At 41.4% G+C, this 20855-nt stretch carries 14 protein-coding genes and 1 other RNA gene; 5 read left to right on the top strand and 10 right to left on the bottom strand.

Annotated elements, in window-relative coordinates:
• Positions 1-69: 69 nt before the first annotated feature.
• Positions 70-1869 (bottom strand): translational GTPase TypA, encoded by a 1800-nt coding sequence (gene typA, locus CRO16_RS12485; protein WP_097056717.1) that lies wholly within the window; start codon positions 1867-1869, stop codon positions 70-72.
• A gap of 300 nt (positions 1870-2169) precedes the next feature.
• Between typA and CRO16_RS12480 the strand changes: the two genes are divergently transcribed.
• On the top strand, positions 2170-2745 hold the full coding sequence (locus CRO16_RS12480; protein WP_097056716.1) for a nuclear transport factor 2 family protein: 576 nt from the start codon (positions 2170-2172) through the stop codon (positions 2743-2745).
• Positions 2746-2807: 62 nt separating this feature from the next.
• Complete coding sequence (kdsA, locus tag CRO16_RS12475; RefSeq protein ID WP_097056815.1) at positions 2808-3626, top strand: 3-deoxy-8-phosphooctulonate synthase; 819 nt, start codon at positions 2808-2810, stop codon at positions 3624-3626.
• 354 nt (positions 3627-3980) lie between these two features.
• On the opposite strand, the gene CRO16_RS12470 is transcribed toward kdsA, so the two are convergent.
• Positions 3981-6536 (bottom strand): adenosylcobalamin-dependent ribonucleoside-diphosphate reductase, encoded by a 2556-nt coding sequence (locus CRO16_RS12470; RefSeq protein WP_097056715.1) that lies wholly within the window; start codon positions 6534-6536, stop codon positions 3981-3983.
• A gap of 309 nt (positions 6537-6845) precedes the next feature.
• Between CRO16_RS12470 and CRO16_RS12465 the strand changes: the two genes are divergently transcribed.
• Positions 6846-8297, top strand: a complete 1452-nt coding sequence (locus CRO16_RS12465; protein WP_097056714.1) for a mechanosensitive ion channel — start codon at positions 6846-6848, stop codon at positions 8295-8297.
• A 65-nt stretch (positions 8298-8362) separates the two neighbouring features.
• On the opposite strand, the gene CRO16_RS12460 is transcribed toward CRO16_RS12465, so the two are convergent.
• Together CRO16_RS12460 and CRO16_RS12455 are read right to left on the bottom strand one after the other, a co-directional pair.
• Positions 8363-9193, bottom strand: coding sequence for an endonuclease/exonuclease/phosphatase family protein (locus CRO16_RS12460; RefSeq protein WP_097056713.1), 831 nt, complete (start codon positions 9191-9193; stop codon positions 8363-8365).
• The gene (locus CRO16_RS12455) at positions 9190-10407 is read right to left on the bottom strand and encodes an NAD(P)-dependent oxidoreductase (RefSeq protein ID WP_179670539.1); all 1218 of its coding nucleotides are present in this window, start codon (positions 10405-10407) and stop codon (positions 9190-9192) included. The genes CRO16_RS12460 and CRO16_RS12455 overlap by 4 nt, the downstream gene beginning before the upstream one ends.
• Before the next feature lie 305 nt (positions 10408-10712).
• On the opposite strand from CRO16_RS12455, the gene ssrA reads away from it, so the two are divergent.
• Positions 10713-11112: a transfer-messenger RNA gene (gene ssrA, locus CRO16_RS12450) on the top strand.
• Between the two features lie 248 nt (positions 11113-11360).
• Positions 11361-12617: a site-specific integrase gene (locus tag CRO16_RS12445; protein WP_097056813.1), complete on the top strand. Its 1257-nt coding sequence runs from the start codon at positions 11361-11363 to the stop codon at positions 12615-12617.
• Between the two features lie 37 nt (positions 12618-12654).
• Here the strand turns inward: CRO16_RS12445 and CRO16_RS12440 are convergent, their stop codons facing one another.
• The 6 genes from CRO16_RS12440 to CRO16_RS12415 all read right to left on the bottom strand — a co-directional run bounded on the left by CRO16_RS12440 (position 12655) and on the right by CRO16_RS12415 (position 20846).
• Positions 12655-13749, bottom strand: a complete 1095-nt coding sequence (locus CRO16_RS12440) for a PAS domain-containing sensor histidine kinase (protein ID WP_097056712.1) — start codon at positions 13747-13749, stop codon at positions 12655-12657.
• Positions 13750-14058: 309 nt separating this feature from the next.
• Positions 14059-14436 (bottom strand): hypothetical protein, encoded by a 378-nt coding sequence (locus CRO16_RS12435; RefSeq protein ID WP_097056711.1) that lies wholly within the window; start codon positions 14434-14436, stop codon positions 14059-14061.
• Positions 14437-14722: 286 nt separating this feature from the next.
• Complete coding sequence (locus tag CRO16_RS12430; RefSeq protein WP_097056710.1) at positions 14723-16777, bottom strand: urocanate hydratase; 2055 nt, start codon at positions 16775-16777, stop codon at positions 14723-14725.
• 11 nt (positions 16778-16788) lie between these two features.
• The gene (gene hutH, locus CRO16_RS12425) at positions 16789-18312 is read right to left on the bottom strand and encodes a histidine ammonia-lyase (protein ID WP_097056709.1); all 1524 of its coding nucleotides are present in this window, start codon (positions 18310-18312) and stop codon (positions 16789-16791) included.
• A gap of 285 nt (positions 18313-18597) precedes the next feature.
• The gene (locus CRO16_RS12420; RefSeq protein WP_097056708.1) at positions 18598-19329 is read right to left on the bottom strand and encodes a PepSY domain-containing protein; all 732 of its coding nucleotides are present in this window, start codon (positions 19327-19329) and stop codon (positions 18598-18600) included.
• Positions 19330-19397: 68 nt separating this feature from the next.
• Complete coding sequence (locus tag CRO16_RS12415; RefSeq protein ID WP_097056707.1) at positions 19398-20846, bottom strand: RagB/SusD family nutrient uptake outer membrane protein; 1449 nt, start codon at positions 20844-20846, stop codon at positions 19398-19400.
• Positions 20847-20855 lie beyond the last annotated feature (9 nt).

Genomic DNA, 20855 nt, shown 5'->3' with positions numbered 1-20855 from the left:
CAACCTTTAAAAAACAAGAGCTGCCAAAAATACGATTTTTGACAGCTCTTATTATAAAAAATGATCTGATTACATGATCTTATTTCTCTTTCTGTCGTTTTCAGTAAGATAGATCTTTCTTAAGCGCAGGTGCTTGGGAGTTACCTCCACGTATTCATCTTTTTGAATATATTCCAGGGCTTCTTCCAATGAGAATTTAATTGCAGGAACTATCCTTGCCTTATCATCTGCACCCGAGGAACGTACATTCGAAAGTTTTTTGGTTTTTGTGATGTTCACCACCATATCATCCTGGCGGGAGTTCTCTCCAATCACCTGACCTTCATAAATATCTTCTCCCGGATCTACAAAGAATTTTCCACGATCCTGTAGCTTGTCGATAGAATAAGGAATTGCTTTTCCTTTTTCCATGGACACTAAAGAACCATTTTGACGCTCAGGAATTCCTCCTTTAAGCGGCTGATATTCCTTATAACGGTGAGCCATTATAGCTTCTCCCGCTGTAGCGGTCAACAATTGATTTCTTAGACCAATGATTCCGCGGGAAGGGATCTGGAACTGAATAGTCATCCTGTCTCCTTTTCCTTCCATGCTTAGCATCTCCCCTTTTCTCATGGTCACCATTTCCACAGCCTTTCCTGAAACATCTTCCGGAAGGTCAATTGTCAATTCTTCAATAGGCTCACATTTCACTCCGTCGATCTCTTTGATGATCACCTGAGGCTGCCCGATCTGAAGTTCGTAACCCTCACGACGCATGGTTTCAATAAGAACCGACAGGTGAAGGACCCCACGACCAAAGACCATGAATTTATCTGCACTGTCTGTCTCCTCCACTCTTAAAGCAAGATTCTTTTCAAGCTCCTTCATAAGGCGCTCCTTGATGTGTCTTGAAGTAACGAATTTTCCGTCCTTTCCGAAAAAAGGTGAATCATTAATAGTGAAAAGCATACTCATTGTAGGCTCATCGATAGCAATAGTTTTTAGCCCTTCAGGATTTTCAAGATCGGCGACGGTGTCTCCAATCTCAAAGCCTTCAAGCCCAACAATAGCACAAATGTCTCCGGCATTTACCTCTTCAATCTTTCTTCGACCAAGACCTTCAAATATGTGTAATTCCTTTATTCTTGTTTTTTTGATGCTGCCATCTCTTTTTACCAGGGCAACAGGCATTCCTTCTTTAAGAGTCCCACGTTGAAGACGTCCAATGGCGATCCTTCCTGTAAAGGAGGAAAAGTCTAGAGAGGTGATCAACATTTGTGGAGAACCTTCTTCCACTTTTGGCGAAGGAATATGTTCGATCACCATATCAAGTAGCGGTTCAATACTGTCTGTTTGGTTTCTCCAGTCATCACTCATCCAGTTATTTTTGGCTGAACCGTAAACTGAAGGAAAATCAAGCTGCCACTCTTCGGCACCAAGTTCAAACATCAGGTCGAATACCTTTTCATGCACCTCTTCGGGTGTACAGTTCTCTTTGTCCACCTTATTGATCACCACACAAGGTTTCAATCCAAGATCGATAGCTTTTTGAAGTACAAAGCGGGTTTGCGGCATTGGTCCTTCAAAGGCATCTACCAAAAGTAAAACCCCATCGGCCATGTTCAAAACTCTTTCTACCTCTCCTCCAAAGTCGGCGTGACCGGGAGTATCGATAATGTTGATCTTTGTATCCTTATAAACTACAGAAACGTTTTTGGAAGTAATAGTGATCCCTCGTTCCCTTTCCAGGTCATTGTTATCAAGGATAAGATCCCCGGTGTTTTCGTTTTCCCTGAAAAGCCTGCAATGGTACATGATCTTATCTACCAAAGTGGTCTTTCCGTGGTCAACGTGTGCGATAATCGCGATATTCTTAATAGCTGTCATATAAACGCCTGATTTTTAAAGGCTGCAAAGGTACGTTTATTTTTTCCATATAAAATACAGGCTTTTGGAATTATAGTAAAATTTTATAGCCTATTAAAATTCTGATAAACAATTACTTAGATTCAGAAGAGCTTCAGAAGCAAACTCACTTCTCAAAAAAGCCCTTATTGAAATCCTCTAAAACTGATGTTTCTCATATTTTGGGAAGCTAAAATTTCATTTCAGGTTTAAAATCGTTAAATTTAAGGGACTAATATTCAGTAGATTATAATTCTTTGTTTAACTTAAATTGGAGGCACTATGGAGACAGAAAAGATAATAACAAGATATATGAAGCAGCTTATGATGATCATGTTTGGGTTCCTTTTTTTCCAAACAGGTTTTGGACAGGTGACCGTTAAAAATTCTGCAGATGAGCAGGTCATGGAAGTAGCAAAAGAAACCGTTAAGGCTTATGAAGCAGGCAATTGGGATGTACTGCGTAATAATGTAGCAGCCGATGCTATGTTCTATAATTTGGGCAGCTATGACAGCTTAACATTGGACCAGACGATCAATTACTGGAAAAAAGGCAGGGAAACTGCAACCCCTTTACTAAAGGATGAAGGAATCTGGCTTGCAAATACAGTAAAATCCGGTACAAGAGCGGGAAAATGGATCCTCCATTGGGGCAATAATACCCTCACCTATCCATCTGGAGAAACCGTTAGTTTTCCTTATCATGTGGCCTTAAAATTTAAGGACGAGAAAGTTCAGCAGGCGCATTTCTACTATGATAACAATCGAATTATTCGTGCTTTGGGTTATGAGATCCAGCCTCCACTCGAAGAGCTTAAGGAAGGTCTGGAGGTTGACCAGGATGAAAGGGACAATTAGTATTTAAAATGTGAATTCTTCAGGGATTTTCAAAAAAGGTATCTTTGCAGAAAATTTCTTTTATGCAACTCAATAAGATACCACAGATAAAACATGCCGACTCAGGTAATTTCTTTCTACTTGCCGGTCCCTGTGCCATTGAAGGGGAAGACATGGCGCTACGAATTGCCGAAACCATTGTTGGCATTACCGATAAACTGCAGATCCCTTATATTTTTAAAGGTTCTTTTAAAAAGGCTAACCGAAGCCGCATCGACAGTTTCACCGGGATAGGAGATGAAAAAGCGCTGAAAATTCTCCGGAAGGTTTCTGAAACCTTTGGAGTTCCCACAGTAACCGATATTCATGAACGTGAAGATGCTATCCTTGCCGCCGAATATGTGGATGTCCTCCAAATTCCGGCATTTTTGGTACGCCAGACAGATCTTGTAGTCGCCGCCGCAGAAACCGGGAAAGTGGTGAATCTCAAAAAAGGACAGTTCATGAGTCCGGAGAGCATGAAACATGCAGTCACCAAAGTAACCGATTGCAATAACGAGCAGGTGATGGTTACAGATCGTGGAACCATGTTTGGGTATCATGATATGATCGTGGATTTCCGCGGAATTCCAACCATGCGCCAATTTGCACCAACCGTGCTGGATGTAACCCACTCCTTGCAACAGCCAAATCAAAGCAGCGGTGTAACCGGTGGTCGCCCTGATATGATCGAAACCATCGCCCGCGCCGGAATCGCTACAGGGGCAGACGGAATTTTCATTGAAACCCATTTTGATCCGGCCAACGCGAAGAGCGATGGAGCAAACATGCTTGACATTCAGTATCTGGAAAGACTGCTCGGTAATCTAACAGCGATTAGAAAGACAATAAATTCGTTTTAAATTTATAGGTTGGGACGGATTTTAAATCCGCGTCAACGAGGTTCCAGACCTCACAGGTTTCAAAAATCTGTGAGGTCTTTCATTTTCCTTTTCCCATCACACTGCGCAAAGTCTCATGACCTTGAGCGAAATAAACTCTATGAATTGTAACATGAAGTCAGAGACTTCAAGAACTTATCCTTCTTTCATAATTCAGCCAGGCGCGAGGTCGCAGACCTCACGGAGCGAAGAGAGGTGCAAAAAACCCTTTCAGGGTTTGGAACCCTGAAAGGGTTGGCAGATGCAGAAAAAACAAAAACCCCGCTTCCATAAGAAAGCGGGGCTTTTTATTTACCGGGGGACAAAATTAAATTTTTAACCGCATTTAGAGTAACCACAGCTCTTACAAACCAGGCAGCCTTCAGAGAAAATGATTCCTTCAGGATCTCCACATTCGCCGCATTCTTTATCGGCTGCCGGGGTACCGTCTGGAACGAATTGCTTGAGGGCACGAACCACACCTGCTTTCCAGGTGTTGATGCTCTCATCAAGCAGGTTCAGGTTGTTGATCAGGTCAACTACGTACGGAATTGGCATTCCGTGACGAAGGACTCCTGAGATCAGCTTTGCATAATTCCAGTATTCCTCGTTGAAAGATCTTGAAAGACCTTCAATAGTTACTTTGTAACCGTGCTTGTCGCAGAACTGGAAATCATATCTTGATTTGCCATCTTCATCGCGATTCTTGATAACATATCCTTTTTCTACCCAGGTTGGAAGGTTGAATACATCCTCCATTTTTCCGGTGAAGATCTCGTAAGGACGATCATTCAAAATTCCCACAACAGCAAGCCATTTTTCATTTTCGTTATTAAAACGAATGATCTTGGATTCCAGTTTCTTTGGACGTTTTGGCGCATAAGTTTCAGCAAAAACATTTTCCTTATTCCCTTCTTTTTTGCCCTTATCATCTGAAGAAACAAGGATTCCGCTTCGGGAACCATCGCGGTATACGGTTATACCTTTTAAGCCCTGTTTCCAGGATTCAATATAAATGTCACTCACCTTCTCTGTAGTCACATCACTGGCAAGGTTGATCGTAGAGCTAATGGAATGTGTGGTATATTTTTGAACCAGCGCCTGCATCTCTACACGCTTTTGCCAGTTAATTTCAGAAGCTGTTGCACCTGCATAAGGACTTTCCTCAATGGCTTCTTTGCCCGATGCATCCATCCAGGTCTTCACCTTTGGGTGGTAAACAGTGAACTCTTCAAAAGCATCTCCTGTGTCATCAACAAAAGCTACTTTGGCGTTAGATCCTGAAGCATTAACTTTTCTTCTACGCTTATAGGAAAGCATGAATACCGGCTCAATTCCTGAAGAGGTTTGCGCCAACATACTCAAACTTCCTGTTGGAGCAACAGTACTAATAGAAATGTTTCTCCTACCGTGTTGCATCATGCGGTTGTAAAGCTCCGGAAATTCTCTCTTCATCATTTGAACAAAATCTGACTGCTCTTCAATAGTGGGATCGAAAACCTTGAAAGGCTCGCGGGTGATCGCCATGTCAATACTACTATCAAATTCCCCTTTCAACTTGGTCTGCATGATCTTGTCAACTACCTCCAAAGCTTCATCTGTATCGAATTTCACTCCAAGAGCAGCGACAGCATCGGCAAGAGCGGTGAAGCCAAGGCCGGTACGCCTTCCGTTTTTACCATTTTCGGCAAGTAATTTCCAGGTATCGATCTCGTTCTTCTTTATGAAATCCGGCTCTTCATCCTGACTTATCTTTGCAAGAATCTTTTCTACTGCTTCCAGCTCAAGATCTACAAGATCATCCATCAATCTCTGAGTCTCATAGATCACCTTATAAAACTTCTCATGGTTGAAAGAAGCATTGTCTGTAAACGGGTTATCTACAAAATTGTAAAGGTTCACTGCGATCAAGCGACAGGAATCTCCTCCCTGCATCGCAATTTCTGAACATGGATTTGTTGAACTATTTTTAAAGCCGGGATAGAAGGATGAAGTTGAATAAGTATGCTGCTTGTCCCAAAAGATCAATCCGGGCTCAGCAGTATTATGAGCGCATTGAATAATGGTATTCCATAATTCTTTGGCACGTACTTTTTTAGTGTATTTAGGATTAGGACTGTCGATAGGCCAACGTAAGGTAAAATCGGTATCCGCGGTAACAGCCTGCATGAATTCATCTGTAAGCCTAAGGGAAATATTCGCCCCAGTTACTTTTTTAAGATCCTGCTTTATAGTAATAAAATCTTCAACATCGGGGTGAGAGACATCAATAGTAAGCATCAAGGCTCCACGACGACCATTTTGAGCTACTTCACGAGTAGTATTTGAAAAACGCTCCATAAAGGAAACTGCTCCCGTAGTAGTCCCTGCGGAATTTGAAACCTGTGCATTCTTAGGACGAAGACCGGAAAGGTCCACTCCTACCCCACAACGTCTTTTGAACAATTGCACAAGTTGCTGATCTGTGTGAAGGATTCCGCCGTAAGAATCATAGACCGGGGGAACCACTACACAGTTAGACAAAGATGCGATCATTTGATCATTCCCAAGGGCCGCCATGACACTACCCTGAGGAATACTGTATTTAAAGTCTTTAAAAAGCTGAAAAATTCTTTCTTCACTAAGGAACTCCCTTGATTTACCGTAAGCAGAAAGATTTTCTTTTCCGGCCTCACGATCTGCATACTTTGCCTCCATTCTGGCAAATTCCTTCGCCATTCGACGGTGCATATCATCGGGCGTTAATTCTAAAAATGCTCCTTTTTTGTCTTTTACTGCATACTTATTTATCCAGGTAGTGGCTGCGAGCTCGTCATTTTTAAAATATTTTAAACATGCTTGCAGTACCTCATCATAGGTATAAGTCTGGGTGCTAAATAATTCTTCAACCATGGCGTTTTGTTTTTGTTTTAACTTGAAAGAGGAGTAAAGTTATTTTAATTCCGCAGTTATAAAAGAGGGCTCATTGCTTTCTTATTAACTAAACACTGTTGAAAAAAAATTTCAGATTTTTTCTGAAAATCGGCAATTCCTTTCAGCCCTTGCTACACCTAATTTCGTCTGTCACAAATCTTCAAATTCTGATTAAAAAAATATTAACAACAACCCCAAAATTTTTTTTAAACTCTTGTTAAGTAACTGTGGCATAAGTGCTTTTTAATTTAACTTCAAAGACTAACTATCTTAAAAAAAGAATAAATTATGGAAACACAATTGGAACACATTGGCGATCGTATCGCCAATTTCTTGCCCGATCTTCTTGCAGCTTTGCTGGTACTCCTGGTAGGTTGGTTGATCGCGAAAGGCATTAAAGCCGTTATAGTAAAATTACTTAGAAAAACTTCCTGGGATGAAAGGGTTTTTGGAAGAGGAAACAATAAAGACACCAACGTTTTTGTAGCCAATATTTTCTATTACCTCATCATGATCATTGTGCTATTGATCGTTCTTGAGATCCTTGGCATTAGTGAAGTTCTTACCCCATTGGAAAATATGGTCAACGAATTCCTAATGTTCATTCCTAATCTTATAGGTGCGGTGCTAATTGCTTTTATTGGATACATCCTCGCAAAATTTGTTTCCAATTTGATCTACATAGGGGGCGACATAGTTGACAGATGGGTTGACAAGACCGGCTTTAAGGACACCGATAAACTGGTGAACATAATTCGCAAGATCGTTTTTATTGTCATTTTTGTCCCCTTCCTAATCCAGGCCTTCAACACCTTACAGCTGGATGCAATATCAGAACCTGCCAATGATATCCTTTATGGATTCACAGAACTCATAGGAGAGATCGTGATCGCAGCTCTAATTCTTATTGTGTTTGTTTGGGGTGGAAAGTACCTTGCGAATTTCCTGGAAGACCTTTTCAAAAGCATGGGGCTTGACCGCACTGCAGAAAAGATACAGATCCATAATATGATAGGCGCAGGGCAATCCCTGTCCAAACTCGTGGCAAATCTTATCTATTTCTTCCTTGTCTTCTTCGGAATTATTACCGCGGTAGAAATACTGGGCTTGTCAAGATTGACCGAAATTCTACACCAGATCCTGGAGATCACCGGACAAATCCTATTCGGGCTTATCATCCTTGCTATTGGTAATTACATTTCTCTGTTGATCTACAATACCATGACCCGCTCCAGCAAAAACAATTTTATTGCGGGAGTTGTAAGATGGGCTTCTTTAGCGCTGTTCATAGCCATTGCACTTCGTACCATGGGTATTGCCAATGAGATCGTGGAGCTTGCCTTCGGATTGATCCTGGGAGCGATTGCAGTTGCCGTTGCTTTAAGTTATGGATTAGGAGGCCGTGAGGCTGCAGGAGAGCATTTTAAAGATATCATTCAGAAGTTCAGAAAAGAAGCTTCGGAAGCCAGAGATCCCAACAAAGACAATCCTGATGTAAGGAATACCGGCAGCGCTTTCCTTCCTAAAGGAACAGGAGCCGGAAATGCCAGTACTCCAAAACCCGGAGGAATTTCGGGTGACAATCCGGGAGGCATTACCGGAAGCAATCCTGCAAAACCAAATCCACCCAAACCGGGGGATAACCAGGGATCTAATTCCAGAAGAGATAATCCATCACGGGATCCGGATAACAACGGACCTGCAGGATCCGGCCCGAATGATCCTATAAATCCAACCTAGATCCTTCAGCAAAAAGGATAAAAAAGCCACGATTTTCGTGGCTTTTTGCTTTCAAAAAAGTCCTTTTAAGGAAGTTTCAGCTTTACGAAAACCGGAAGATGATCTGAAGGATACCGCAGATCTTTAGAATCACTTAGTACCGCATATTTTTTCACCCTTATCCCATGGGTAGTAAAAATGTAATCAATTCGCCGGGTGACGGGGGAAAGAAAATCGTACCCGTTAAATGTACCTTCGGGACCAAAAACCTTTTCAGCTGCCTTTTTTGAATCGTTGTATTGTCCGGAGAGGAAGTTGATCTCTTTTGTGTCCGGTTCCAGGTTGAGATCCCCCATGAGGATCACTGGTTTTTCTTCCTTGTTGAGTTCACGGATTTTGCTGTGGATCAATTGCGCACTTTCTGCTCTTGCTATAACTCCCACATGGTCAAAATGAGTATTAAAAACCCAGAATTCTTTGCCGGTTTTCTTTTCCCTGAACTTTCCGTAGGTGCAAACCCTTGGATAATCTGCATCCCAACCTTTTCCGGGAGTTTCGGGCGTTGGTGAGAGCCAGAAGGTTCCCTGTTCCAGAAGTTCAAACTTTTGAGTCTTGTAAAAAATAGCACTGAATTCCCCTTTTTCAGCTCCATCATCACGACCCTTTCCGAAGTAATCATAACCCGACAATTCGCCACTTAAAAATTCCAGTTGACTATGCAATGCCTCCTGTACTCCAAAAATGTGAGGTTCGTAAAACTGAATTTGAGATGCCAGATGATCCTTCCTTTGTGACCAGCTGTTCTCTCCATCATTTTCGTTGGCATACTTGATATTGTAGCTCATCACTTTGAGCTGCGCCTCCACGGGAAAGGCAGCAAAAAGCAGGATCAAAAGATTAAGTACCGGTTTGTTCATATGCCTATTTCTTCGCCTTTTACATAATCTGTGAGGTATTCAAAACGGGGTGTAAGTTTCCCATTTTGGGTCATCCTGGCTCTTTCTAAAATACCGTCCTTATCCCCATTAAAGAATGCAGGGATTACATGCTTCAGAAACATTTCTCCAAAGCCTTCACTGGCATCTTTTGGCAATTCGCAGGGAAGATTATCTACAGCCATAACAAGAATGGCCTTATCCTCCCGAAAATCTACCTCCCGTTCACCGTCGGCATCATAGCCATAAAATGGTTCTGCAATGGTAGAAGGTCGTATGGTACTGGCAATAGGACCATTGATATCACAGGAAATATCAGCTACATATTTTATCCTGAAATCATGTCTCCTGGCATCTTCAGCAGTGAAAAATACCGGGGCTCCCTCGCCGTAGAAATGACCGGCTATAAAAAAATCGGCGGCTTGTGCGAACCGAAGAAAATCAGACTTATATTTTTCAGGATGCTTGTAAAACTCTTTATTGGTGCCCTTTCCTCCCTCAATGCGTTTGTTGTAATCAAGCACATCAATCTGGCAGTAAACAGGACCTTCAAAGTCTTTATTAAGAAAATCATCAACGTCTACTTTGTCAATTTTAAGGTGGTCCAGGATCTCGCACGCGCCATGCGCCACCTTTCCGTTTCCGGAAAGAACGATCTTTAACGGCGGAACAGAAATTTTATCGAGCTCTGCCAACATGGCATTAAGATCTGGAAGAACTTCTGCTTTAGGGAGTTCAAAAATGCCATTTTTGAGACCTATTCCGCGGAAACCATTATAGGCCCCCACAAGGCCGGCATATCTTCCAAAGCCTATTAATCGCCCGCCTCTCTTATTGATGATCACTTCATGATCATAGAGTTCAATATTATTTTTAAGGATCTCCCTCAAAAGATCCCGGTTATAGGGTTGCTTCTTTATGGTATGGGAGAAGAAAAAGTATTTTTTATTAGGAATGAGATGAGGCAGGGGCACTTCTTTCACCCCCAACAACACATCACAGGAGGTCATATCTTCTGTAACCTCAAATCCCTGTTGGCGGTATGCTTCATCGGGAAAGATGCGAAGCTCTGAACTTTCTACTAAAAAAGAGGCTTCGGGGAAGGCATCACGCGCAGCTGCAAGCTTTAGTGGTGAAAAAACCACCCGGCGATCGGGCGGGGTCTTTCGCTCCTTTATAAGTCCGAATTTTATCATTAAAAATACTTTTATTTGTTTGGATAGTTTCAAAGATAGCAATTATAAGGGGCGATTAAAAAGAAACAAGAATCAGGAGCCAAGACTTTACCGAACTGTAATTTGGCAGTTGCGGGTGTCGGGTTGCGAGTTGCTAGTTGCTAGTTGCGAGTTGCGAGTTGCTAGTTGCGAGTTGCGAGTTATCCCAACCCGTACTTCTAACTTCGTACCTCTAACTTCAAATTATTTCTTAACTTTGTCCTTCTGTCAATATTGGAAAAATGGCATGGAAAATGCAATATTATTGCAGAAGTTCTTTACATATTGGGGTCGACTTGGTTTTGACAGCGAGTCTAATTGAGTTGTAAGCACGTCGAGCGCTGGGAAATAGCTCGTAAATCTCATTTTTCACACTTTTTAAACGGCGAGAATAACTACGCCTTGGCAGCATAATCCGAATCATAGTAGGATTGCTCTAGTCCCTACAAGGTAGGGAGCCAAGATGTCTCGTGAGGGCCTTGATTTACGGCACTCACACCAGAGGCACCGACAAAGTAAATATAGAGACTGCAGGGCCTTGATGCGGTTTCGAAACTTAATTGAGGATAAGTGTACAGTTGGTGGTTTTCGGCCGGCTGTGCATCGAAAAACAAGCGAAAACTAAACGTGTAGAAAGCTTCTGAATTGCTTGTTTGGACGAGGGTTCGAACCCCTCCGACTCCACTTTTTGGACGAGTTTCAAATTCAAAAACCCCGTAATCCTAGTGTTTACGGGGTTTTTCATTTTTAACAATGTCATTTCATATCAAATAATTGCACATTCCCAGTGTGCAATCCGGCGACCAATTTTTTCTTCAAAAATTGCACACTGGAAGGAGCTAAAACCCCTGTAAACCAATTCTTTACAAACTATTAAAATTTAAAATCGCATGTGCTTTTTTAGTACTTTAAAACCGAATTTAAAGACCAAAAAAATGCACACTCAGTACCAGCTCACATTCTTCGTTAGAAAAAGTAGAAGTAAAAAGACCACAGACGGTGATGTTTATATGCGGATAACGGTTAATAACAAGCGATCTGACATTAGTATTAGCCGAAAAATTGACTTCGGGAAATGGAGTCCAAAATCTGAAAAAGCTTTAGGAAAAAGCCCGGAAGCGACTGAACTGAATGATTATATTAATGTTCTCAGGAATAAAATTAGGAAAATACACCAGGGCCTCGTCGAAAAAGATTTTGAAATAACTCTAAAAAGTATTCTTGAAGAATTTAAAGGTGAAAATAAGCCGAGACCAAAAATGACCCTAAAGGTGTTTAAGGAGCATAATGAGCAAATGGACCGGCTTTCAGATAGGAGTATTTCTAAGAGCACTGCTAAGAGATACTGGACCTGTTTTAATCATGTGGAGCAATTCATCCATGAAGAATATAAGACCCACGATTATCCTATGAATGAAATCAACCACCATTTTATTGCCAAGTTTGAATATTTTCTCAAGACTAAACGGGAGTGCAATCATAATTCAGCCTTGAAGTATGTCAACAACTTTAAAAAGATCATTCGTATTGCCTTAGCTAATCAATGGATGGACAGAGATCCATTCTATAATTATAAAGTTCAGTTTGAACCGGTGGAAAGGGAATTTCTAAATGAAGAAGAAGTACAAATGCTGATCAATAAAGATCTTCACATGGACCGTCTAAAGCTGGTGCGAGACATGTTTGTTTTCAGTTGTTATACAGGCCTTGCCTATTCGGATGTAAAAAAATTAAGTAGCGCCGATATCACCAAGGGTATAGACGGCGGGAAATGGATTCGCATTAAAAGAACGAAAACAAAGTCTCTTAGCAGCATTCCATTATTACCAGTTGCCGAAGAAATCATCGAGCGTTATCAAGATCATCCGGAAGTGCGAAAAGGGGATTGTATCCTGCCCGTTCTCAGCAACCAAAAATCCAATGCGTTTTTAAAAGAAATAGCGATGATGTGCGGTATCAGAAAACCTCTCACCACTCACCTGGCCCGACATACTTTTGCTACAACTATTACATTGACCAATGGTGTTCCCATTGAATCAGTAAGTAAAATGTTAGGCCACAAAGACCTTAGAACTACTCAGCATTATGCTAAAATTGTTGACCGCAAAATTAGTGATGATATGAAAGAATTGAGGGTAAAACTGGCAGCTAAAGAAAAAGAAATTATCTCTAAGGAGCAGATAAAAGAGTAAAATCTTAACCGCGGCTTATAAAAATGAGCGGAAAAACCTACAAGTTTAGATCCTGATCTTTAAAGGTCAGGCAAAAGGTAGATCCTTCATTTATCTGACTAGATACCTCAACAGTGCCACCCACACTGTTCATATAAGTTTTGATCAGGTAAAGGCCAATGCCATGACTATTACTATGATCGGTAAAGACGTGATTCAGGCTGAATATTTTACTTCCGTTCTTTGCCAGGTCAAAACCTATTCCGTTATCCGTAAAAAGAAGTGAGGTATTATCTCCGGCTTTTTTGGAAGTAATGCTAACCACGGGAGGAACTCCCGGTTTTGCATATTTAATGGAATTGGTGATGAGATTCAAAAAGATACTATGCAGATAAAAGCTATTTCCAAATAGCAATTCCACTTCAGAAAAATCAATAACAATTGTAGTACCCGAACTATTGATTAAGCTACGAATGGAATCTGTGGTGGCCTGATACACCTCTATAAGAGGAATAGGTTCTTTGGAAGATCTAAGTAAAAGGGTCTCTTTTAAAAGTTTCATCTGATCGTCCAAGGTATTCTTTAACTCATTTACTGATTTCTCGAGTAAATCAAGATATAGTAAGCTTTCTTCGTCCTGTATTTGTGAAAGATCAAGTAAACTAAAGATCGACATCATATTGCTTACCGGGGATCTTAAATCATGAGAAATGGCATAAGAGAGCTGTTTAAGTCCAGTATTTATGGCTGTAAGATCCTTTATCAGCAGCTGTCTATCCTCTTCCAGTTTTTTCTTATGCGTAACATTTTTAGAAACAGCATAGATAAGTTCTTTAGCATGATCTGGTATGGAAGTCCAGGAAAGCCATACTATTTCACCAGCTTTAGTGATGTATCGGTTCTCAAAATTCAGCAGGGGTTTATCATCCAGAATTACAGATCTCGTCTTGGCAGTTAAATTTTTATCCTCCGGGTGTACGAAAGAACTTATGGGAACAGCAAACAATTCTTCCTCACTATACCCCATAAGCTTTAGAAAGGCAGGGTTTACTTTTCTAAAGTAGCCATCGTATCCGGCAATACAGAGATTATCCTGAGACAAACGAAAAAACGCTTCCAGATCAGGCTGATATTCGAGAGTAGGGCTCGTCATAGTAGGTATTAATTTGGGAAAAGAGCGAAAATAAGAAATAGATCCAAACCAATAGTTTAAACCAATAAACAATTCGCATAATCAGGAGGGAAAACACCATCCACTCCAAATGAAAGCCCTAAGGATTGCTTTCTTACTATGAACGAAATAAGTTAATCACTCCGGAATTAGAAGCGAACGCAGCGCAGCGGAGTGCTGCAAGCCCCATATCTACCGAACTAATACTACGTTGTGAGGCAACCAAGAAATCCTTCAAGTCCCAATCTCCATCAAATCATTAACTCCAAATCTCTTTTAGAATACTCCGTTCTAACTTGTCAAGATTTTCTGGATCCACCCCTTTGCCTTTTCCAGGTCAAGAAACATTTCGAAGGGAGCTTTAGAGAAATTTTTTTCGAATGCCGCCATATTTAAAGAGGAAACTTTTTGACTTACAACTCCGAAACCAACCATGTTTTTCATTTCTCCCAATTTTTTGTACACCATGGGATTCACACTGAAGTTATTTATCCTGTGCGAAATGTACACAAACTTTTTATTGGAATAATGAGTTGCACAGATTTCCCGAATTTGATCTATTTCTGAATCTCCAATAACAATTCCTTCATGCGGTTCTGAAACTACATAGTTTTCATAGAAATAAAAAGTAGTGAAAGGTAGGTTAAGGCTTGATTGAAAATGAGACATAGTTAATAGGTTTTTAAATGAAAACAATATGAACTTTTTTCTCTGTCTTTTTACTTATTAGAGCCCTGGGACGAAGGTTTACTAAAAGGACCATAAATAGCCTCCTCTTTATAGTACGTCAATACTAATTTTCGTAAAAATAATAATTAATTTTTTTAAGAGAATTTGAAAAACCTGGTAAATAAAGGGGAGAAGAACCATAGAACATGCTCTGCGTGTTCTCCTCTTGCTTTCTTCTCCCTTACCTGTTTTCTATGATTTTGGACTGAGATTTATTTTACTATACCTAAAGAAGACCCTCATCGACCAAATTCGCAATAGTAATTTTTAAATTAGGTTCTGCCTCCATTGCACGTTTAATAGAAAATAAGGCTCCTTCATTTCTGGCCCAGGATCTTCGGGCAATTCCATTGTTTACATCCCAATGCAGCATAGATTTAAGACGTCTTTCAGATTCTCTGTCTCCCTGAAGAACCATACCAAACCCTCCGTTAATGACCTCTCCCCATCCAACTCCGCCGCCATTATGTATACTCACCCAGGTGGCACCTCTAAAGCTGTCGCCAATCACATTCTGAATGGCCATATCTGCGGTATAGCGGGAACCGTCGTAGATATTTGAGGTCTCCCGGTAAGGAGAATCGGTCCCCGAAACATCATGATGATCCCTTCCTAAAATTATTGTTCCAATTTCTCCTTTTTTGATAGCTTTATTAAATGCTCTCGCTATTTCTATTCGTCCTTCGGCATCGGCATAAAGGATCCGGGCCTGGGAACCAACTACCAGTTTATTAGCTCTTGCCCCTTCGATCCATTTGATATTATCCTGCATTTGCTGCTGAATTTCTTCCGGTGCCTGTTCTTTTAGCTTCTGAAGTACCTCTCGTGCAATGGCATCGGTCTTCTCCAGGTCCTCTTCTTTTCCTGAAGCACAAACCCAGCGGAAAGGGCCAAAGCCGTAATCAAAGCACATGGGTCCCATGATATCCTGTACATAACTTGGGTAAGCAAAATCCCTGTCTTCTCCGGCTGAAGTGCCGCTTACAAAATTTCCCTCTTCGTCTTTATAGATCTTTGCCCCGGCACGGGAAGCTTCCAGTAAAAAGGCATTTCCGTAATCAAAGAAGTAGGTACCTTTTTTGGTGTGGCGGTTAATAGCTTCGGTTTGCCTGCACAGACTTTCCCTGACTTTTTCTTTAAATTTTTCCGGGTTAGAGCTCATCATCTCATTGGCCTCTTCAAATTCTAACCCTGCCGGATAGTAGCCTCCGGCCCAAGGGTTATGCAGGGAAGTCTGATCGCTACCCAAATCTATATGAACCTTCTCTTCATCGAACTTCTCCCACACATCAACCACATTTCCTAAAAAGGCGAAAGAAATCGTCTTTTTTGCAGTCTTTGCATCTTTCACTTTTTGTACCAGGTCATCAAGGTCTTTTACCACCTCATCAACCCATCCCTGGGAGTGACGGGTTTCAACTGCTTTTGGATTCACTTCGGCACAAACTGTAATGCAACCGGCAATATTTCCGGCCTTGGGTTGTGCGCCGCTCATCCCCCCGAGCCCCGATGTCACGAACAGGGAACCCTCTCCCAAAATGCCCTTTTTGACACTTGTACCTTGGGGGGATGTAGATTTTTGTGCAATTTTCCGCAAGGCATTCAGGACAGTGATCGTGGTGCCGTGAACGATTCCCTGCGGACCAATATACATATAGCTTCCCGCAGTCATTTGCCCGTACTGGGTAACACCTAAAGCATTAAATTTCTCCCAGTCATCCTGTTTTGAATAGTTGGGAATCATCATGCCGTTGGTGACCACCACCCGCGGTGCATCTTTATGGGAAGGGAAAAGGCCAAGAGGATGTCCGGAGTTCATCACCAGGGTTTGTTCTTCGGTCATTTCGGCCAGGTATTTCATTACCAGCCGGTATTGAGCCCAGTTTTGGAAAACCGCTCCGTTCCCGCCGTAGGTGATCAATTCGTGCGGATGCTGTGCTACTCTGGGATCCAGGTTGTTCTGGATCATCAGCATGATACCTTTCGCCTGTTCACATTTCCCGGGATATTCAGAAATTGGCCTGGCATACATCTCGTAATCGGGCCGCAGGCGGTACATATAGATTCTGCCATAGGTTTCCAGTTCTTCGCAAAACTCAGGTAGCAACTCTGCGTGATGCTTCGGTTCAAAATACCGCAGGGCATTGCGCAGAGCCAGTTTCTTTTCCTCAGGATTTAAAATTTTTTTACGTTTGGGTGCATGATTTACATCGGAATAGTAAGAATTCGCCGCAGGTAGCACATCTGGAATACCCTCCAAAATTTTATATTTAAAATTCATTTCTTGAGTGGTTACTTTTGATTGTAATTAATTTGTTCCTCTAATTGTCCGATGTGGACTTTAGAAATGTATTTTCGAGCAGAAGCAATATGCTTATACATTATTTCATCGTTTTTCAGGATGGGTACCTGGGAACGGAATCCATCTAGAAATTTTTCCAATATAGGAGAGGTTTTTTCCGGCTGCCTAAAATAAAGGGCCTGTGAAGAATTAAAAAGCTCAATTGCCATAATATTTAAGACATTGGCAGTTACTTTTAAAAGTTTTGTTGCTGCATTTGCTCCCATACTTACGTGATCTTCCTGACCATTAGAAGAAACAATTGAGTCAACACTGGCAGGAGTAGCGTATTGCTTATTTTGGCTGACTAAGCTAGCTGCGGAATATTGGGTAATCATGAAACCACTGTTAAGACCTGGATCTTTAACCAAAAATGCTGGAAGACCCCTTTCGCCTGAAATCAACTGGAAAGTTCGGCGTTCAGAAATATTCCCTAATTCAGACATAGCAATTGCAAGATAATCTAGAGCAAGGGCCAGGGGTTGTCCATGAAAATTTCCTCCCGAGATAATTTTATCTTCTTCAATAAAAATGTTCGGATTATCAGTCACTGAATTAACTTCTGTAAAGATCACTTTTTGAACGAAAGCCAGTGTATCCCTGGTAGCACCATGTACTTGAGGAATACATCTAAAGGAATAAGGATCCTGCACATTAACTTTCCTCTTAACGGCGATCTCACTATCTTTTAAAAGACTTCTAATTCGTGTGGCGGTTTTTATTTGTCCGGCATGTGGACGAATATCATGTACCAATGGGTCAAAAGGTGCCATATTACAATAAAATGCATCTACCGAAAGGGATCCAATTACGTCAGCTAAAAAGCACAACCTGTGCGATTCCAGCAGAGCATAAACTCCATGAGCTGTCATGAATTGAGTGCCATTAAGAAGAGCTAAACCTTCTTTCACCCCTAGTCTTAGCCTTTCCCAGCCCAATTCGTCAAGCACCTCTGCTGCATTTCTTTTAGTTCCCCCGTAGAAAACCTCTCCTTCTCCGATTAAAGGTAGGGAAAGATGCGCTAACGGTGCCAGATCTCCTGAGGCTCCAAGAGAACCTTGTTCGAAAATCACCGGAAGCACATCCCTGTTATACATTTCTATAAGCCGTTCCACAGTACTTAGTCTAATTCCAGAATGGCCGTAACTAAGGGATTGTATTTTCAGGAACAGCATTAGTTTAATGATAGGCTTCCTCACGGTCTTACCAGTACCACATGCGTGGGATCTTACAAGATTTTCCTGCAATTCTTCCAACCGGGCTGAAGAGATAGAAACATTGCACAATGACCCGAAGCCGGTATTAATTCCATAAATAGGCTCCTGATTACTTCTTATAGTGTTTTCCAAGTATTCCCTACATGCTGATATTAAGCTTTTCGATTCTTCGCTTAACCTAAGTTTTTTTTCTTCCTTAATGATTTGCCTGATTTGCCCGAGGTCGAGAAAATCTTTTGATATATAATGATGAGACATTGTTTTGTAAATTACAAACGGCTCCTCAAAAAATGAAATCCGGGTAGGTAATTACAAGGCAGTCCCTTTCAGTAAGTTAAGTTTCTCCGGGGCAAGTCCACGGAGCATTTTACCCGAAAAAGTTTCCAAACTTTAGAACATTTACTGACAAGGGAAGCCGGGGAATATTCCCCTCTTGAATAAAAAAGGCTGCCCTTTGACAGCCTTTTTTTTGACCTAATCTGGTTTCAACTTTAAAGAGCCGTAAAGGATTCCGATGTCCGGGATCCGAGATTATTAATTTTCCTAAATGTGGGTTTTCTTTTTCTTTTTCTTCTTCGGATTTATAACCTTACGGACGGTTGGAGAAGATATGTACCACAATACAAATCCACTCAATACGGTTATTAAACCTAAAAGTGAGAAGGCTCTTAAAACAAAGTTATTAAAGTCATCTCTGCCTTCGTAATCCATAGTATGTGTCATCCAAAGAAAATCAAACCAGCGCCAATCCCTGTGTCTAAGAGTTTGGAAGCTCCCTGTAATCGAATGTACATACGCTCTGATGTTTTCAGGGGTGTCATAGGAAATAACATAAGCCGGAAGTGGTCCAGAACGGTACTCATGATGCTTACCTGTAGAAGTAATTTTTTCGATATTTTCTATTTTGAGTCCCTCCATCATGTGTTTGTCGGCTACTGCGAGAGCTTCTTCCTGGGAAATTTCCTGCTTGATCTCCCCTGTTTTTGCATTCTGAAGAATCCCATGGTTGATCCAGTAATACGGCTCCCCTGCAATTTCTTTTAATTCCACTGCATGAATCTCAGTGCCAGGATTTAATTCTGAAGGACTTTGTAGTCCTGAAAAGTTGGCGTGCACCATATTTGTATTACGATATTGGTCTCCATGGATTTCATCAATATCGGTCCAGCTGAAATATAATCCGCTTACGGTCCACATTATAAATTGAAGTCCCAGAAATAGACCCAAATATCTATGGGCCTGACGTATTTTCATGGCTGTTTGTCTTTTTACCATTGTAGTTTTATTGTGGAAGACCAGGTAAACATTTTTGGCCTTGCCTGGTCTTCCGGGTTATAATTTTTTTAGTATCCTTCTGTCTGTTGCATTCCCGAAGCTTCAATTTCACTGGCAGGTATGGGGCATATAGTGCGGTTATCTGAGGCTTGAATATTTAGATTGGCAGCGTCCACTCCAGTATTCATGTGCTCATCTACGGGTCGTACTATATCCTTTCCCCTTCGAATGAAATCATATACTCCGTGACCTTCCAGCGCCAACTCTCTTCTTCTCTCTTCTGCAATCTTTTCTTTGAGAGCCTCTCCGGTTTCGTTCGTCTGATGAGCTGCAAAATTTGTAGTCCTGTTTTTAATCAAGGTGTTCAAAAAATCTTGTGCTTCAGGTTCTCCTCCCCCTGCACCATGAGCGGCTGCTTCAGCTGCTATAAGGAACATTTCGGACAATCTTAGTACAGGTATATTGTGAGCACTTAGCCCTCCACCGTCACTTCTATTGGTGTATTTTACAAAAGCCTGTTGCGTTCCTTCTTTATCTTCCTCAAGAAGTGCGGCGCGCGGATCATTTTCATATGCGCCTAATAGATTGACAAAAGTTTCCGTAGCAATAACGTCACCCTGCCCTCCGTCTTTAACATCAAACTGTGCCCCTAGACCGTTACTACCCAATGAGTTTTGACTGGTAATACTCAATTCAAACAGAGATTCCGAATTAAAGTCGTCAAAAACGTAAGAGTCGACCCCCATAAGGAATTCTTCTCCCCTGGCTGCAATTACTTCTTTTGCATATTTAAGGGCGTTCTCCCAATCTTGTTTATAAAGGTAAACTCGAGCCATAAGAGCTTTAATCCCTGTTTTTGTAATATATTTTGTACTACCCTGTTCCCAGGTATTTTCCCCGAGTAGGTCATGAGCCGAATGAAGATCGAGAAGGATCTGATCATAAGTTTGACCCAGGGTACTCCTGTCTACCACTACCTCTTCTGAAGAAAGTTTAAGCGGAAGACCTTGAGAAGAGGCGCCTGCCTTGATCCATGGATAGGCAAAAGTCCTGGCTAAATCAAAATATACCATTCCTCGAAGTCCAAGAGCTTCTCCCAAGATTTCCTGCTTTGCAGCTTCATTACCTTCTGCTGATTCAATGTTGTTGATAATTAGGTTCAGGTTGTTTATAGCTTTAAAAGACTGTCTCCACAGCTCCTCACAGGAACCACTGTTGTTCGCACTTTCTTCATATTTATAGGCTATGGATTCATAATCCCTCGGATTAAAGGTTGTCTTCACAAACCTGAAGTCCGGTCCTTTGACAGCAGCTCTTTTGTACAAGACCCTCCCCAAATAAGTATTCCTGGAAACTTCATTGTAGGTCCCAATTAGTAATTTGTCTAATTTCTCTACAGAATTGAGTACCAGATTTTCAGAAATCACATGGTCTGGTCTTTGCGTGAGTGTCTCCTCGCTACATCCCTGAAGAACAAGCAAACCAAGTATCAATATTGAGTGTTTTATTATTTTCATTTTTTTACT

Origin of the sequence: Salinimicrobium sediminis, assembly GCF_900215295.1 — a bacterium.
Taxonomy (GTDB): Bacteria; Bacteroidota; Bacteroidia; order Flavobacteriales; family Flavobacteriaceae; genus Salinimicrobium; species Salinimicrobium sediminis.
Note: the sequence above shows the minus strand (reverse complement) of the source record. Positions and strands in the feature narration are given on the sequence as shown.